15 protein-coding genes are annotated in these 14,366 nt (G+C 73.4%); 7 read left to right on the top strand and 8 right to left on the bottom strand.

What is annotated here, in order from left to right; all coding sequences use genetic code 11:
* Positions 1-10: 10 nt before the first annotated feature.
* Positions 11-175, bottom strand: a complete 165-nt coding sequence (gene rpmG, locus NBH00_RS04700) for a 50S ribosomal protein L33 (RefSeq protein WP_302182698.1) — start codon at positions 173-175, stop codon at positions 11-13.
* Between the two features lie 300 nt (positions 176-475).
* On the opposite strand from rpmG, the gene NBH00_RS04695 reads away from it, so the two are divergent.
* Positions 476-1,381, top strand: a complete 906-nt coding sequence (locus NBH00_RS04695; protein WP_254572194.1) for a DUF559 domain-containing protein — start codon at positions 476-478, stop codon at positions 1,379-1,381.
* A 54-nt stretch (positions 1,382-1,435) separates the two neighbouring features.
* Here NBH00_RS04695 and NBH00_RS04690 read toward each other — a convergent pair whose 3' ends face one another.
* The 4 genes from NBH00_RS04690 to NBH00_RS04675 form a co-directional block, all read right to left on the bottom strand.
* Entirely contained in the window at positions 1,436-2,311 is an 876-nt protein-coding gene (locus NBH00_RS04690) for a transglutaminase family protein (protein ID WP_254572193.1), read from the bottom strand.
* A gap of 12 nt (positions 2,312-2,323) precedes the next feature.
* The gene (locus NBH00_RS04685; RefSeq protein WP_254572192.1) at positions 2,324-3,289 is read right to left on the bottom strand and encodes an alpha-E domain-containing protein; all 966 of its coding nucleotides are present in this window, start codon (positions 3,287-3,289) and stop codon (positions 2,324-2,326) included.
* A 2-nt stretch (positions 3,290-3,291) separates the two neighbouring features.
* A complete protein-coding gene (locus tag NBH00_RS04680; protein WP_254572191.1) occupies positions 3,292-4,953 on the bottom strand; it encodes a circularly permuted type 2 ATP-grasp protein in 1,662 nt (553 codons plus the stop codon).
* 103 nt (positions 4,954-5,056) lie between these two features.
* A complete protein-coding gene (locus tag NBH00_RS04675; protein WP_254572190.1) occupies positions 5,057-6,406 on the bottom strand; it encodes a S8 family serine peptidase in 1,350 nt (449 codons plus the stop codon).
* A 133-nt stretch (positions 6,407-6,539) separates the two neighbouring features.
* On the opposite strand from NBH00_RS04675, the gene NBH00_RS04670 reads away from it, so the two are divergent.
* Genes NBH00_RS04670 through NBH00_RS04660 form a run of 3 tightly spaced genes read left to right on the top strand, consistent with a single transcriptional unit; the run spans position 6,540 to position 9,248 of the window.
* Positions 6,540-7,190 (top strand): glutathione S-transferase family protein, encoded by a 651-nt coding sequence (locus NBH00_RS04670; RefSeq protein WP_254572189.1) that lies wholly within the window; start codon positions 6,540-6,542, stop codon positions 7,188-7,190.
* A gap of 47 nt (positions 7,191-7,237) precedes the next feature.
* Positions 7,238-7,966 (top strand): DUF4333 domain-containing protein, encoded by a 729-nt coding sequence (locus NBH00_RS04665; RefSeq protein ID WP_254572188.1) that lies wholly within the window; start codon positions 7,238-7,240, stop codon positions 7,964-7,966.
* Position 7,967: 1 nt separating this feature from the next.
* The gene (locus tag NBH00_RS04660) at positions 7,968-9,248 is read left to right on the top strand and encodes a serine hydrolase domain-containing protein (RefSeq protein ID WP_254572187.1); all 1,281 of its coding nucleotides are present in this window, start codon (positions 7,968-7,970) and stop codon (positions 9,246-9,248) included.
* Positions 9,249-9,260: 12 nt separating this feature from the next.
* Here the strand turns inward: NBH00_RS04660 and NBH00_RS04655 are convergent, their stop codons facing one another.
* The 3 genes from NBH00_RS04655 to NBH00_RS04645 all read right to left on the bottom strand — a co-directional run bounded on the left by NBH00_RS04655 (position 9,261) and on the right by NBH00_RS04645 (position 10,842).
* On the bottom strand, positions 9,261-9,683 hold the full coding sequence (locus NBH00_RS04655; protein ID WP_254572186.1) for a nuclear transport factor 2 family protein: 423 nt from the start codon (positions 9,681-9,683) through the stop codon (positions 9,261-9,263).
* Positions 9,684-9,992: 309 nt separating this feature from the next.
* Entirely contained in the window at positions 9,993-10,142 is a 150-nt protein-coding gene (locus NBH00_RS04650) for a hypothetical protein (protein WP_254572185.1), read from the bottom strand.
* Between the two features lie 10 nt (positions 10,143-10,152).
* A complete protein-coding gene (locus NBH00_RS04645) occupies positions 10,153-10,842 on the bottom strand; it encodes an HD domain-containing protein (RefSeq protein ID WP_254572184.1) in 690 nt (229 codons plus the stop codon).
* 160 nt (positions 10,843-11,002) lie between these two features.
* On the opposite strand from NBH00_RS04645, the gene NBH00_RS04640 reads away from it, so the two are divergent.
* From NBH00_RS04640 to NBH00_RS04630, 3 genes are read left to right on the top strand one after another with little or no spacing between them, the layout of a single operon-like run.
* Complete coding sequence (locus NBH00_RS04640) at positions 11,003-11,665, top strand: TetR/AcrR family transcriptional regulator (RefSeq protein ID WP_254572183.1); 663 nt, start codon at positions 11,003-11,005, stop codon at positions 11,663-11,665.
* Positions 11,662-12,939, top strand: a complete 1,278-nt coding sequence (locus tag NBH00_RS04635; protein ID WP_254572182.1) for an acetyl-CoA C-acetyltransferase — start codon at positions 11,662-11,664, stop codon at positions 12,937-12,939. Before NBH00_RS04640 ends, NBH00_RS04635 begins: the two co-directional genes overlap by 4 nt.
* 18 nt (positions 12,940-12,957) lie before the next feature.
* Positions 12,958-14,364: a 3-oxoacyl-ACP reductase gene (locus tag NBH00_RS04630; protein ID WP_254572181.1), complete on the top strand. Its 1,407-nt coding sequence runs from the start codon at positions 12,958-12,960 to the stop codon at positions 14,362-14,364.
* Positions 14,365-14,366 lie beyond the last annotated feature (2 nt).

The raw sequence follows: 14,366 nt of genomic DNA, 5'->3' as shown, positions 1-14,366 counted from the left end.
ACACCCGGGATTAGCGGGTCTCCTTGTGGCTGGTGTGCGAGCGGCACCACTTGCAGTACTTGCTCATGGAGATGCGGTCCGGATTGTTCCGCTTGCTCTTGTTCGTCTGGTAGTTGCGACGCTTGCAGTCCTCGCAGGCGAGGGTCACAGCGATACGCACGTCTCCGCGGGCCATTACGGGCTCCCGATGCTTAAGGTGGTGGACGGCGACTGGCAGCAGCCGGGGCAAAGAAAAGACCCGCCCCGGAGCGAGTCACCGGATGAGGATAGCGCAGGGCGGGGTTTGGCGACCGGCGGGGGTGGTAAGCCGCTCCGTACGGCCACCCTACGGCCGGCGGATGACAGCTGAGCGCCCCACCGCGCGGGTGAGCCGTCACTCGCCGGATCTCGGACCCGGGGCGCCGCGACGAGCGCCGACGCGCCAGGGAGCCGGCCGGCGGGGGCGGACCCGGGGCGCCCGCGACCTATTGGGGGTATGGACGCCGACGCCGTCATCCACCGCATCCGCCGTACCGCGGAGCGCCAGCACGGGCGCATCACCTGGGAGCAGCTCGTGGTCGCCGGCGCCGACGAGCATCGCGTCCGGCGGTGGACGCAGAAGGGCTGGCTCGTCCGCGAGCACCATCGGGTCTACGTCGTCGGGGCCAGACCGTCGAGCCGCATGGGCACGTTCGCCTCGGCGCTCTTGACGATGGGCGATGACGCGGCTCTCAGCTTCCGCGCGGCCGGCGCGCACTGGGAGCTCCTGCGCGGTGCCGTCCCGACCGAGGTGACCGTCCCGCGCCGCTCCGGTCGCGGTCACCGCCGGAGGATCATCGTCCATCGGGCCGACCTGCCCGCCGAGCACGTGACGGTGCGTGACGGTCTGCGCGTGACGACGCTCGTGCGGACCCACCTCGACCTCGCCGGGGTCCTGCGCCCACCCGCGCTGGCCCGCATGTTCGAGCAGGCTCAGGTGCGCCATCACCTGGATCCCGCCGACCTCGCCGCCGAGGTCGTCTGCCGCCGCGGCTGCCGCGGCGCCCCGGCGCTGCGTGCGATCCTGGAGGACGCCGTCGACCCCGCTGCCGTCGCGAGCATCCTCGAGCTGCGGTTCCTGAAGCTCTGCGCCGCGCACGGGATCGCACGTCCCGTCGTCAACCAGAGCCTGGGACCGTGGGTGCCCGACTTCCTCTGGCCGGACGCCTGGGTCATCGTGGAGACCGACGGCTGGAGGTATCACCGCACCGCGGAGCGCCGCCGGCGTGACGCGGACAAGGACGCGTGGCTCCGGGCCCGCGGCTACGTCGTCCTGCGGCTCACGTGGCAGGACGTGACCTCCCGCCCCGAGGCCGCAGCGGCACGCGTCGCCTCCGCCTTGGCCGCGCAGGCCGATGGGTGACAGCTGACCCGCGCCATACGGCGGTGAGCTGTCACTCACCGCTGGGACGGCGCCCTACGCCCGGGCGGACGCCGCCGGGTCCAGGCGCGTCATCTGCACCGCCGCCGACAGCTCGGTGCGGGCGGAGCCGCGGTAGACGCCCTTGATCGGCGGGACGTCGGCGTAGCGGCGGCCGTGGCCGACCTTCACGTGGGTCTCCCCCGCGAGGCGCCGGTTCGTCGGGTCCGCGCCGACCCAGACGGGCTCGCCGCGGCCGCCGGTGCCGGGCAGGAGGGCCTCGAGCCACGCGTGGGTGTGGACCTCCATCGAGTCGCTGCCGCCGTCCTCCGGGGCCGCCCAGAGGTAGCCGGAGACGTAGCGGGCGGCGATCCCCTGGTTGCGCAGGAGGACGAGCCCGAGGTGGACGAAGTCCTGGCAGACGCCGCCGCCCCCGACGAGCAGGTCCTCGACGGTCGAGCCGACGTACGTCGCCTCCGGGTCGTAGCGGAAGCGGTCGGGGATGATCTCGCAGAGCAGGCGCAGCGTCCCGAGCGGCGAGGAGGCGCGTACGACGTCGGTGAGCTCGGTGAGCATCGCGGCGGGCGGCTCGTCCCCGGTCGGCAGGAGGAACTCGCCCCCGGCCTCGTCGTAGGCGGGGGAACCGATCGCGTTCCACGACGCCTCGGGCGGCTCCGGCGGCGGCGAGGTGACGACGCGCGCGCGGACGTCGATCGTCAGGTGGTCGTGCGGCTTGGGGATGCCGAACTCGATGACCTCGGTGCCGAAGTAGTCCGAGTGGCGGCTGATGCGCGCCTCCGGGTCGGTCCGGATGTGGAAGTCGTCGGTGCGCTGCGTCGACGTCGTCGCCGGCCGCACGCGGAGCGCGTTGAGGTTGTCGGTGACCGGTGAGTCGTACCGGTACTCGGTGAGGTAGCGGATTGAGAAGTGCATGTGATCGGGGCCCTAGGAGCTCGAGGTGACGACGCCGGGGCTGGCCGCGCCGGCGAAGTAGCGGTCGGCGATGTCCTGGTCCACGCGGGCGAGCTCCTGCTGGACGGCCTCGCAGGTGGCGGCGAGGTCGCGGCTGCCGCCCTCGGCCCGGGCCTGGAACTCGAGGTCGGCCCCCAGGCGGCTGAGGCGGAGGATCGGCTCGGACGCCCGCGGCGAGGAGTCGGCGCGCTGCAGGACGTTCAGCGTCGACTCGACCGACGCGGCGACCGAGTCGGGGTAGGCGCGCTCGTAGAGGAGGAAGTTCGCCACCGGGAGGGCGTTCGGCTGCCCGGGGACGGCGCGGCGGAAGGCCTGCACGCCGCCGACGGCCGCGAGCAGCGCGATCGCCTGTCCGTCGCGGACCGCACCGACGTCCTCGACGTCGGCCTGGATCGGCAGGGCGACCCGCAGCATCCGGAGGACCATGTCCGCGGACTCGATCCGGCCGCCGGCGGCGAGGAACGCGGACGCCTCGTCGCGCAGCATCGTGCGGGACGTCGTCCCCCAGATGAGGGCCGAGCGCTCCTTCACGTACTGGTAGACCGAGTAGGGTCCGGTCCGCAGCCGCGCGGAGAGGTCGCCCTCGAGCAGGGTGAGGTTCGTCGTGTTGATCGCCTCCCACATCTCGGTGGAGATGACGTCGCGGACCGTGCGGGCGCCCTCGCGGGCCCGGCCGATGCAGGAGACGACGGAGGTCGGGTTGTCCGGGTCGAGCGTCAGCGAGGAGAGGACGTCGTCGCGGCGCACACGGGCGACGTCGTCGACCTCGCCGCCCATGATCGCGAGGATCGAGCCCCAGCCGAGCGTGACGCGGTTGGGGTCGTCGGGGCGCCCCTGGAGGTCGGCCGAGAACACGCCGTCGAGCATGCGCGCGGTGTGCTCGGCGCGGACGAGGTTGCGCCCGAGCCAGAAGAGCTCGTGGGCGATGCGGGCGAGCATGGCTAAACCTCGCCCAGGGGGCTCGGTTTAGCTGAGCGAGTTCTCGCGCAGGGCGCTCGAACATCGCGGCCGATGTCGGGATCCTCGGCGCTCTGCTGCTGCTGTTGCTGCTGGCCGCTCCACTCGCTGCCGTACTGCAGGTCCGGCAGCGCCGGCGGCAGCGTGGCGGCCATTGTCGGCTCGGCGCGGTCGTTGTCCATGCCGTCCTCGAGCACCCACGTGTCCTTGGAGCCCCCGCCGCGGGAGGAGTTGACGATCATCGAGCCCGGGACCATCGCCACCCGGGTCAGGCCACCCGGGACGATCTTGATCGTCTCCCCGAAGACCGCGAACGGACGCAGGTCGACGTGCCGCGCGGAGAGGCCGCCGTCGACACCCGCGGTCGGGACGGTCGAGAGCTTCACGACCTCCTGGGCGATCCACTTCTCCGGCTGGGCGCGGAGGACGTCCGCGAGCGCCTCGAGCTCCTCGGCCGGCGTCGCCGGGCCGATGAAGACCCCCTTGCCGCCCGACTCGCTCGTCGGCTTGACGACGAGCTGGTCCAGGCGCGGGAGGACGGCCGCCAGCTGCTCGGGGTCGCTGAGCAGGTACGTCTTGACGTTGTCGAGGATCGGCTTCTCCCCGAGGTAGTACTCGATCATCTCGGGGACGTAGTGGTAGATCGCCTTGTCGTCGGCGACGCCGGTCCCGAAGGCGTTCGCGATCGCGACGGTGCCGGCGCGGTAGGCGCGCACGAGGCCGGGGACGCCCAGCAGCGAGTCGGGACGGAACTCCAGCGGGTCGACGAAGTCGTCGTCGAGGCGGCGGTAGACCGAGTGCACGCGCTCGAGCCCGCTCGTCGTGCGCATGTACAGGACGTCGTCGCGGACGACGAGGTCGGAGGCCTCGACGAGCTCGACGCCCATCTGGCGGGCGAGGAAGGCGTGCTCGAAGTAGGCGGAGTTCAGCGAGCCCGGCGTCCAGACGACGACGGTCGCCTCCTCGTCCGTCGACGGGGCGACGGCGCGCAGCGCGGCGAGCAGGAGCTGCGGGTAGTGGTCGACGGGCCGCACGCGGTAGTGCTGGAAGAGCTGCGGCACGAGGCGCGTCATGGCGACCCGGTTCTCGAGCACGTAGGAGATGCCCGAGGGCGTGCGGACGTTGTCCTCGAGGACCTTCCACGAGCCGTCCGCGTCGCGGACGAGGTCGCAGCCGGCGACGTGGCAGTAGACGCCGCCGGGCGGGCGGATGCCGTGGACCGCGCGGGCGAAGTGGCTGCGGGAGACGATGAGCTTCCACGGGACGATGCCCGCGCGGACGATCTCCCGCGCGTGGTAGACGTCGTCGACGAAGTGGTTCAGGGCCCGGATGCGCTGGGCGAGGCCGCGCTTGATGTGGGTCCACTCCTCGGCCGGGAGGATGCGCGGCACGAGGTCGAGGGGGAACGGGCGGTCCTTCACCGGGCCGTCCTCCCCGGTCGCGTCGAAGGTGATGCCCTGCTGCATGAAGATCGCGTCGCGGCGGCGGCCGGCGGACGCGAGCTGCTCGGGCCCGAGGCGGTGCAGCTCGGCGACGAGCGGCGAGGCGTAGTCGCGCGGCATGCCCCCGTGCGCGAAGACCTCGTCGAAGAACTCCGGCGAGGGCCGGTACACGGTCGGCTCGCGGATGATGATGGGTTCGGGCATGCGCCTGTCGATCTTCCCACGCCCGTGGGCTGTCAACCCCCTGACCACGGGAGGAAGTTTGCGCGCGGCCGTTGTCCACCGGGTCGAGCGCCCGTCGGCCGGGCTACTTCACGGTGACGGACGCGCGGGCGACCGACCGGCCCGCCGCGTCGATCGCGAGGACCGTCACGCGGCCGCGGCGCCGGGTGATCCAGGCGCCGCGGGCGGCGGCGCCGGAGCGCCTGGCGACCGTGTGGCCGGCCCGGCGCAGCCGGAACCCGGCCACGCGCGACGCGTCGCCGGTCACGGTCCAGGTGACGAGGACGCGGGCGCGGGCGCGGGCGGCGCTCGCACCCGACCGCCGCTTCACACGAGCCCGGAGCACCGGCGCCGCCGCGACGGCCGCCGACGGCCACTGCGCGGCGGAGACGACCTGGTGCAGCGCGGCGGCGACGTCGAGCGAGCCGGCCGCGACGCGTCCGAGGAGGCCGGCCGGGCGGCGCGCGGTCGCGAGCAGCGCGGCGCGCAGGTCGCTGTCCGCCATGTCGGGCCGGGCGCTGTGCAGGAGGGCGAGCGCGGCGGCGACCTCGGGCGCGGCCATCGACGTGCCGGAGCGCAGCTCGTAGCCGCCGGTGCTCGAGGTCGAGAGGATCCCCACGCCGTCGGCGGCGATCTGGACGCCGCGGCCGAAGTTCGAGAAGTCCGCGAGCAGGCTGTCGCCGTCGGTCGCCGCGACGGCGAGCATCGCGGGGTCCGGGTACGAGGCCGGGTAGGACGGCGTGAGGCCGAGGTCGGCGCCGTCGTTGCCCGCCGAGGCGACGATGGAGACGCCCGCGGCGCCCGCCGCCTGGACCGCGGAGCGCAGGACGTCGGACTCGCCGGAGCCGTTGACCGACACGTTGATGACGTCGGCGCCGTGCGCGAGGGCGTACCGGATGCCGGCGGCCACGGTGTCCGCGGACCCGGCGCGGTTGGCGTCCAGCACCTTCACGGCCATGAGCTGCGCCTTCGGGGCGAGCCCGACCGAGCCCTCGCCGTTCGCCCGCGCCCCGATGATCCCGGCGACGTGGGTGCCGTGCCCGTTGTCGTCGGCGGGGTCGCCGTCGTGGTTCACGAGGTCGACGCCGTGGACGTCGTCGACGTAGCCGTCGTGGTCGTCGTCGATGCCGTTGCCGGGGATCTCCCCCGGGTTCGTCCACAGCGCGCCCCGAAGATCGGGATGGCTCTCGTCGACGCCGGTGTCGAGGACGGCGACGACGACGCCGGCCCCCTGCGTCACCTCCCAGGCCTCGGGAGCGCCGATCGACGCGCCGTCCTGGAGCTGGGCCTGGTCGGCGTAGAGCGGGTCGGAGGGGATCACCGGGCGGCCGGTCGCGGCGCCGGCGGCGGCGGGTAGCGCCGCGGCGCCGAGCAGCGTGGACGCGACCGCGAGGCGCACGAGGCGGCGGCGCAGCGCGATCGGCGAGGGTCCCATGCCCTTCCCAACGACGCGTCGCGTCCGATCTTGAAGGGGGGTTCCCCGCAATGTGGCCGTTCGTATGACCACGTCTGGCCGGTCGGAGGAGGGTAGGTTCGGCCCTTCCGTCCCCTTCCCGTCCAGGAGCCCCGTGTCCGACCTGCCCCGCCTGTGGTCCTTCGCCGCCTCGCCGTTCGCCGGGAAGGCGCGCGTCGCCTTCGCCGAGAAGGGCATCGAGTACGAGCTGCTGGAGGTGCACCCGGCCAAGCGCCCGCCGCGCCTGAAGGAGCTCAACCCGCTCGGGCGCGTCCCGGTGCTGGAGGTCGAGGGCGCGCTCCCGATGCGCGAGTCCTCCGTGATCTGCGACTACCTCGAGGAGACCTGCCCCGAGCCGGCCCTGTGGCCTGCCGACCCGGCGGCGCGCGCGTGGGCCCGCGCCTGGGCGAAGTACGTGGACGACGGCATCGCCGTGAACTTCTTCCTCGGGATGCGCAAGCTCGCCTTCGGCCGGGACGCGGACGACCCCGAGGACATCACCGAGCGCCTCCACGTGATCGTGCCGCGCCAGTATCCGCGGCTCGAGGACGCCCTCGGCGTCCACGACGGGCCGTGGCTCTGCGGTGAGCAGTTCACCTACGCGGACGTCGCCGGCATGGCCGCCGCGGTCCGCATCCCGCAGTGGGCGCCACAGCTCGCACCCGACCCGGCGGAGCGGCCGCGCGTGGCGGCGTGGATGGACGCGCTCCGCGCCCGGCCGAGTGCCGCGGCCATCGAGGCGAAGGGGACGCCCGTCGAGGCGTGAGCCGGAGGCGTGAGCGGCGCCGCGGACGTCCGGTAGCCTCGGCCCCGATGAGCGTCCGCGCCGCCTCCCTCGCCGTGCTCGCCTGCGGCGGCGCCGTCGGGCTCGGCGGCTGCGCGACGACGATCGACGCCGGGAAGGCCGAGAAGCGCGTGAAGGAGCTCACCGAGGAGAAGTTCCGGATCGACGTGCGCAGCGTCGACTGCCCCGGAGGCCACAAGGCCCGCAAGGGGGACGTGCTCACCTGCCGGATCGTCGCGACCGACGGGTCCACCGCGACCGCGACGCTCACCGAGAAGGACGACAAGGGGGACGTGGACATCACCGTCGTCCCGCAGGCCGCGCGCATCGACGCCACCCGCGCGGCCGCGCTCATCCGCAGCGCGGTCGTCCAGCAGGTCGGCGCGCGCGTGAAGCGGGTCAGCTGCCCGCCCGGCCGGGTCGCCAAGGCCGGCGACAGCTTCACCTGCCGCGTCACGGGGGCCGACGGGACCGCCGGCGACGCGATCGTCAACGAGACCGACGAGAGCGGGCAGATCACCGTGAGCGCGCCCTTCCTCCACATTGGCGACATCGAGCGGCGCCTCGCGCGGCAGTTCGCGGCGGAGCTCGGGGGGAAGGCGACCGTCTCGTGCCCGGAGATCGTGCCGCCGCAGGCCGGCGGCCGGTTCCGCTGCCAGGCCACCGGCGCCCGCTCCGGGGCCCGGACGGTCGAAGTCCGTCAGCTCGACGGCCAGGGCCACGTTCGCGGCACCCTGCGGCCGGGCACCGGCGGCTGACATGGCCCCGCTCCCGCCGCTGCCGCGACTGCCGCTCGTCAGCGACCCGCTGCGTCGCATCCGCGTCCCTCGCGACCTCGACAGCATCACCGCCTTCGGGCCCGAGGCCGACCCGCGCGACGCGGGGATGACCCGGGACCAGGTCGAGGCGATGTGGCGCTCGGCCCGGCGCCTGTACCGCTCGGGCGTCCACCCCGCCCTGCAGCTCTGCGTCCGCCGCGACGGGCACGTCGTGCTCGACCGGGCGATCGGCCACGCGAGCGGCAACGGCCCGCACGACGACGCGGACGTCCCGCGGGTGCCGGTGACGACGGACACGCCGTTCGTCATCTTCTCGGCCTCGAAGGCGATCACCGCGATGGTCGTCCACCTCCTCGACCAGCGCGGCGTCCTCCACGTCGGCGACCGCGTCGCGGACTACGTCCCGGAGTACGCGCGGCACGGCAAGGAGGCGATCACGATCGCCCACGTCCTGAGCCACCGCGCGGGCGTGCCGAACCTCCCCGGCCACGTCATGGACGTCGACAACCTCGCCGACCGCGACCTGCTCGTGGAGGTGCTCTGCGACGCCAGGCCCGCCTCCCGGGCGGGCAAGACGCTTGCCTACCACGCGATCTCCGGCGGCTTCATCCTCGGTGAGGTCGTCCGCCGCGCGACCGGGGACGACATCCGGACCGTGCTCGACCGCGAGATCCTCGCACCGCTCGACTTCCGCTTCATGAACTACGGCGTCGCGGCGGAGGACCTCGAACTCGTCGGCCGCTGCTACGCGACCGGCGCACCGGTGCTCCCGCCGATCTCGAACGTCCTCGAGCGCGCGCTCGGCAAGAAGCCCGACGACGTGGTGGAGGCGTCGAACGACCCGCGGTTCCTCACGGGCGTCATCCCGGCGGGCAACGCCGTGGCAAGCGCGACCGAGCTGTCGCGGTTCTTCGAGCTGCTCCGCGCGGGCGGCGAGCTCGACGGGGTCCGGATCTTCGAGCCGCGCACGATCACCCGCGCGCGCTCGGAGCAGTCCTACCGCGAGATCGACTTCACCCTCGGGTTCCCGACGCGGTACGGCCTCGGCTTCATGCTCGGCGCCGAGCTGCTCAGCCTCTTCGGGCCGAACACCGAGCAGGCCTTCGGGCACCTCGGCTACACGAACACGATCGGGTGGGCGGACCCGCAGCGGGCGCTGGCGGCGGCCCTCGTCACGAGCGGCAAGCCGATCGTCTACCCGGAGCTGCCGGACCTGCTCGCGCTCATGCGGCGCATCGGGCGCTGCGTCCCGTTCGCCTGAGGCGCCGGCGTCTCAGCGGCGCGCGTCGCCGTCGAACGCCATCTCGGCGCTGACGACCTTGACCATGCGACCGGCGTCGCCGCGCTCGCGGTAGGTCGCGATGAGCCCGTCCTCGATGGCGAAGAGCTGCGCGTACTCGAGCTCGTGGCGCTTCCCGTTGAGCGTCACGACCGTCACGGTCCCGATGGCCATGACCGACGCCCCCGCCACGTGGAGCTCGGGCGCCCCGAGGTCGACGTCGTCGAAGAAGACCCAGAGGTCGGTGAGGTAGCCGCGGACCGCGTCCACGCCGGTGTGGTGGCCGCCGAACGGGAATCCGCTCGGGACGTGCCAGTCGACGTCCGGCGCGAGGAGCGCGGCGCAGGCGTCGAGGTCGCGGGCGCGGGAGGCGGTAAGGAAGCCGCGGACGATCCCCTCGTGCTCCCCCTCGATCACCGGGCGGACGATAGACCTTTTCTGCGCATCTGTCGCAGTTCTCGTCGCCCGTTTGGGGGCGCGGCCGGCCCGCCGCCCCGCGGATCCGGTCAGCCGGCTGACGGTGATCGGTTTCAGGGTTTGGGACGTATCACGAGCGGGAACGCCCCAATCGCTGAGCCGCCCCATACCGGTCTCGTGTTCCCCCCCGATCCGCGAGACCACGCGGCCAGCATCCCCAAGAAGCCATGGACGGCACCAGTGCCGGGTCGGGCCACCGCAGAACCCCCAAGCTGCGGTGGCCCACCGGCGCGCCCCCCGCGGCGTCGCTCAGGCGCCTGCGTCGTCGCCCTTCTCCGGCTTGTCGGCACCCGCCGGAGCGGTCTCGCCGGACTGGTCGGAGACGGTCTGATCCTGGTCGCGCTCGAGGGACTCGGCGTCCTGGTGGTCCCGGTTGGGCGTGCCTTCTTCGTCTTCCATGCCATGAGTTCTACCCGGGCTCGGAGAAGAGCATCCGCGTGTCGGGGCCCTGGTGCTCGACCGCGAGGGCCGTGATGGCGTCGACCGTGCGGCGCAGCTCGTCGACCGCGGGCTGCGCGTGCTCGCCCATCCGGCCGCGCTCGCGCTCGAACGCGGCGGCCAGCTCGCGGTAGTAGATCCGGGTCGCGAGGCCCTGGCCCTGCTTGAAGCGCGCCCACACCGCGTCGCCGTGCGTGCGGTAGTCGATGAGGATCGAGCGGGCGTTGTGGAGCTTGTCGGCGAGGGACACGCGCAGCGCCGCCGGGGTCTTGTGCGGGAAGGCGTCGACGTAGGCGCGCTTGCGCTCGAACCAGGCGTGGCGGCGCTCCCCGCGGGCCGCGCCGTGTGGCCGGTCCCCGTCGTCGACGACGTCGCTGTTGGCGAGGACGATCGCGGCGACCTCCGCGCCGAACTCGCGCTCGATGTGAGCGAGCGCGGCGGCGCCCCCGCCGTCCTCGACGACGTCGTGGAGCAGCGCGCCGATCGCCTCGTCCTCGTCCCCGTGCATCTCGAGGACGAGCGAGGCGACGGCGAGCAGGTGGGCGGCGTACGGCACCGGCGTCCCCTTGCGGAGCTGCCTACGGTGGTGGTCGAGGCCGTAGTGGAGCGCCGCGTCGAAGCGCGCGGTGAGCAGCGGGGTGTCGGTGAACGACTCGGCCATGCGCTGACCGAGCGTAGTGCGACCCCGCAGCGGACAGGCAGATCGCGCCCCGCGGAAGGTGAATGCAGGTTCCGGGTGCTGTGGGCACCGTGAACCTTCATTCAGCTTCACGGGAGGGGTTACCGGCGTACAAATTTATATGTGAGTAATATGAACGGTCGTGGCCGCTCGAGACACCTCCCCCCGCCGCCTGCCGCGCGCCGAGCGCGAGCAGCAGACGCTCGACGTCGCCCAGGCGCTCTTCGCGCAGCACGGGTACGCCGCGGTGACGATGGACGAGGTCGCCGCGGCCGTCGGCGTCACGAAGCCGCTGCTCTACAACTACTTCGGCAACAAGGAGCGGCTCTACCTCGCGTGCCTCGGCCGTACCGCCGACGCGCTCATCGCCCGCCTGACGACCGCGTTCGCCGAGGCGTCCGACCCCGGCGAGGGCCTGCGCGAGGCGCTGCGCGCCTTCTTCGCCTTCGTCGACTCCGACCGCGCCTCGTGGCAGGTCCTCTACGACGAGACCCTGCCGACCGGCGGCGAGATCGCCGACCACATCGACGCCTACCGCGGGCAGGCGACCGACCTCGTCGGCAGCGCCCTGCGCCACCTCGATCCCGCGCCCGGCCCGGCCCTCCTGCCCGGCATGGCGCACGCGCTGCTCGGCGCCGTCGAGGCCCTCTGCCGCTGGTGGATCCGCGACGGCGCCGGCGACCTGAGCGCCGCGGCCACCGCCGACGCCTTCATCGCCCTCGTCCGCCCGGGCCTCGCCCGTGGCGTGCGCGAGGGCGCTCCGACCTTCTCCCCGTCCCCGAACCCAGGACCTGCCCGAACATGATCACGAACCTGCGCAAGGTCGCCGTCGTCGGCGGCAACCGCATCCCCTTCGCGCGCTCCAACAGCGCCTACGCCTCCGCGTCCAACCAGGACATGCTCACCGCCGCGCTCGACGGCCTCGTCGCCCGTCACGGCCTCGAGGGCGAGCGCCTCGGCGAGGTCGTCGCCGGCGCCGTGCTGAAGCACAGCCGCGACTTCAACCTCACGCGCGAGTCCGTCATGGGCACGCGCCTGTCGGCCGACACCCCCGCCTACGACGTCCAGCAGGCGTGCGGCACCGGCCTGCAGGCCGCGATCCTCGTCGCGAACAAGATCGCGCTCGGGCAGATCGACGCCGGGATCGCCGGCGGCGTGGACACGACGAGCGACGCCCCGCTGGCCGTCGGCGACGACCTGCGCCACCTGCTCATCAAGCTCAACAACGCGCGCTCGAACACCGACCGCCTGAAGGTCCTCGCCGGCGTGCGGCCCGGGATGATCGTCCCGGCGATCCCGCGCAACGAGGAGCCGCGCACCGGCCTCTCGATGGGCGAGCACCAGGCCCGCACCGGCGCGCGCTGGGGCGTCACCCGCGAGGAGCAGGACGAGCTGACCGCCCGCTCCCACGCGAACCTCGCCGCCGCCTACGACCGCGGCTTCCAGGACGACCTCGTCACGCCGTACCTCGGCCTCGAGCGCGACCAGAACCTCCGCCCCAACTCGTCGGTGGAGAAGCTCGCAAAGCTGAAGCCCGTCTTCGGCGGGCCGGACGGCACGATGACCGCGGGCAACTCGACGCCGCTAAGCGACGGCGCCGCGGCGGTGCTGCTCGCGAGCGACGAGTGGGCGCAGGAGCGCGGGCTGCCCGTGCTCGCCCACCTCGTCACGGGCGAGACGGCCGCGGTCGACTACGTCGGCGGCGACGAGGGCCTGCTCATGGCGCCGGCCTACGCCGTCCCGCGGATGCTCGACCGCGTCGGCCTGACGCTGCAGGACTTCGACATCTACGAGATCCACGAGGCGTTCGCCTCGCAGGTCCTCTCGACGCTCAAGGCGTGGGAGGACGCGGTCTTCTGCTCCGAGCGCCTCGGCCGCTCCGAACCGCTCGGCGCCATCGATCGCTCGAAGCTCAACGTCAACGGCTCGTCGCTCGCGGCCGGCCACCCCTTCGCCGCGACCGGCGGGCGCATCGTCGCCGCCGCCGCGAAGGAGCTGCACGAGCGCGGCGGCGGCCGCGCCCTCATCTCCATCTGCGCCGCCGGCGGCCAAGGCGTCGTCGCGATCCTCGAGAAGTAGCCCGGAAAGGACCTCTTCATGACCGACACCTACACGAAGCTCGCCAACTCCCCGATCGGCAAGCTCATCACGAACCAGGTCGGCCTCCCCCGGCCGACGATCCTCGAGCGCTGGTCGCCTGGGGACGCGACGATCGGCGGCCGCGTGCTGCTCGGCGCCGCGCCCGGCGGGCGCCTCGCCGGCGACGTCGCGACCGTCATCGCGTCCTTCGGGGCGACGGCGTCCACCGAGCTGCGCGACGACCTGCGGACCGCCGCGGCCGCCGCGGGCCTCGACGCCGCCGTCTGGAACGCCGAGGTCCCCGGCGACGCGCGCTTCAAGGCGCTCGTCTTCGACGCCACCGGCATCACCGACTCCACGCAGCTGCGCGAGCTGCACGCCTTCTTTCACCCGGTCGTGCGGCGCACGCAGCCCTGCTCGCGCGTCGTCGTCCTCGGCACGGCGCCGGAGGACACGGGCTCCCCGCGCGAGGCGACGGCGCAGCGCGCGCTCGAGGGCTTCACGCGGTCGCTCGGCAAGGAGATCGGCGGCGGTTCGACGGTGCAGCTCGTCTACGTCGCCCCCGGCGCGGAGGCGAACCTCGCCTCGACGCTCCGCTTCCTCCTGTCGGCCCGCAGCGCCTACGTGTCCGGCCAGGTCGTCCGCGTCGGGAAGGCCGCGGGCAAGGTCCCGGCCGTCGACCTGCACCGCCCGCTCGACGGGAAGGTCGCGCTCGTCACCGGCGCCTCGCGCGGCATCGGCGCGGCGATCGCGTCGGTCCTCGCCCGCGACGGCGCGCACATCGTCGGCCTCGACATCCCGCCGCTCGCCGACGACCTCGCCGCGGTCACCGGCGCCCTCGGCGGCTCGTCGCTCACCTGCGACATCACCGCCGCGGACGCGCCGCAGACGATCGCCGCGTTCCTGAAGGAGGCCCACGGGACGGTCGACATCGTCGTCCACAACGCGGGCATCACCCAGGACCGGACGCTCGCGCGGATGAAGCCCGAGCGCTGGGACCGGGTGCTCGACATCAACCTCTCGGCCGAGGAGCGGATCGACGACGTGCTGCTCGAGGAGGGCGTCCTCGCCGCCGGCTCGCGCATCGTGTGCGTCTCCTCGATCGCCGGCATCGCCGGCAACAACGGGCAGACGAACTACGGCACCTCGAAGGCCGGCGTCGCCGGGATGGTCCAGGCGCTCGCGCCGGTCCTCGCGAAGCAGCGGATCACGATCAACGCCGTCGCCCCCGGGTTCATCGAGACCCAGATGACCGCCGCGGTCCCGATCGCGATCCGCGAGGCCGGGCGCCGCATGAACTCGATGTCGCAGGGCGGCCTGCCCGTCGACGTCGCCGAGGCGATCGCGTGGCTCGCCGCGCCCGACTCCGGCGGCCTGAACGGCAACGTCGTCCGCGTCTGCGGCCAGTCGCTGCTGGGGGCGTGAGC

Origin of the sequence: Paraconexibacter antarcticus (assembly GCF_024220175.1) — a bacterium.
GTDB classification, from domain to species: domain Bacteria; phylum Actinomycetota; class Thermoleophilia; order Solirubrobacterales; family Solirubrobacteraceae; genus Paraconexibacter; species Paraconexibacter antarcticus.
Note: the sequence above shows the minus strand (reverse complement) of the source record. Positions and strands in the feature narration are given on the sequence as shown.

Excerpts from the sequence above, each read along its gene's own strand:
- NBH00_RS04630 (WP_254572181.1), top strand. The coding sequence starts at position 12,958 with ATGACCGACACCTACACGAAGCTCGCCAACTCCCCGATCGGCAAGCTC.
- NBH00_RS04675 (WP_254572190.1), bottom strand. The coding sequence starts at position 6,406 with ATGGGACCCTCGCCGATCGCGCTGCGCCGCCGCCTCGTGCGCCTCGCG.
- NBH00_RS04650 (WP_254572185.1), bottom strand. The coding sequence starts at position 10,142 with ATGGAAGACGAAGAAGGCACGCCCAACCGGGACCACCAGGACGCCGAG.
- rpmG (WP_302182698.1), bottom strand. The coding sequence starts at position 175 with ATGGCCCGCGGAGACGTGCGTATCGCTGTGACCCTCGCCTGCGAGGAC.
- NBH00_RS04665 (WP_254572188.1), top strand. The coding sequence starts at position 7,238 with ATGAGCGTCCGCGCCGCCTCCCTCGCCGTGCTCGCCTGCGGCGGCGCC.
- NBH00_RS04680 (WP_254572191.1), bottom strand. The coding sequence starts at position 4,953 with ATGCCCGAACCCATCATCATCCGCGAGCCGACCGTGTACCGGCCCTCG.
- NBH00_RS04685 (WP_254572192.1), bottom strand. The coding sequence starts at position 3,289 with ATGCTCGCCCGCATCGCCCACGAGCTCTTCTGGCTCGGGCGCAACCTC.
- NBH00_RS04690 (WP_254572193.1), bottom strand. The coding sequence starts at position 2,311 with ATGCACTTCTCAATCCGCTACCTCACCGAGTACCGGTACGACTCACCG.
- NBH00_RS04695 (WP_254572194.1), top strand. The coding sequence starts at position 476 with ATGGACGCCGACGCCGTCATCCACCGCATCCGCCGTACCGCGGAGCGC.
- NBH00_RS04635 (WP_254572182.1), top strand. The coding sequence starts at position 11,662 with ATGATCACGAACCTGCGCAAGGTCGCCGTCGTCGGCGGCAACCGCATC.
- NBH00_RS04645 (WP_254572184.1), bottom strand. The coding sequence starts at position 10,842 with ATGGCCGAGTCGTTCACCGACACCCCGCTGCTCACCGCGCGCTTCGAC.
- NBH00_RS04660 (WP_254572187.1), top strand. The coding sequence starts at position 7,968 with ATGGCCCCGCTCCCGCCGCTGCCGCGACTGCCGCTCGTCAGCGACCCG.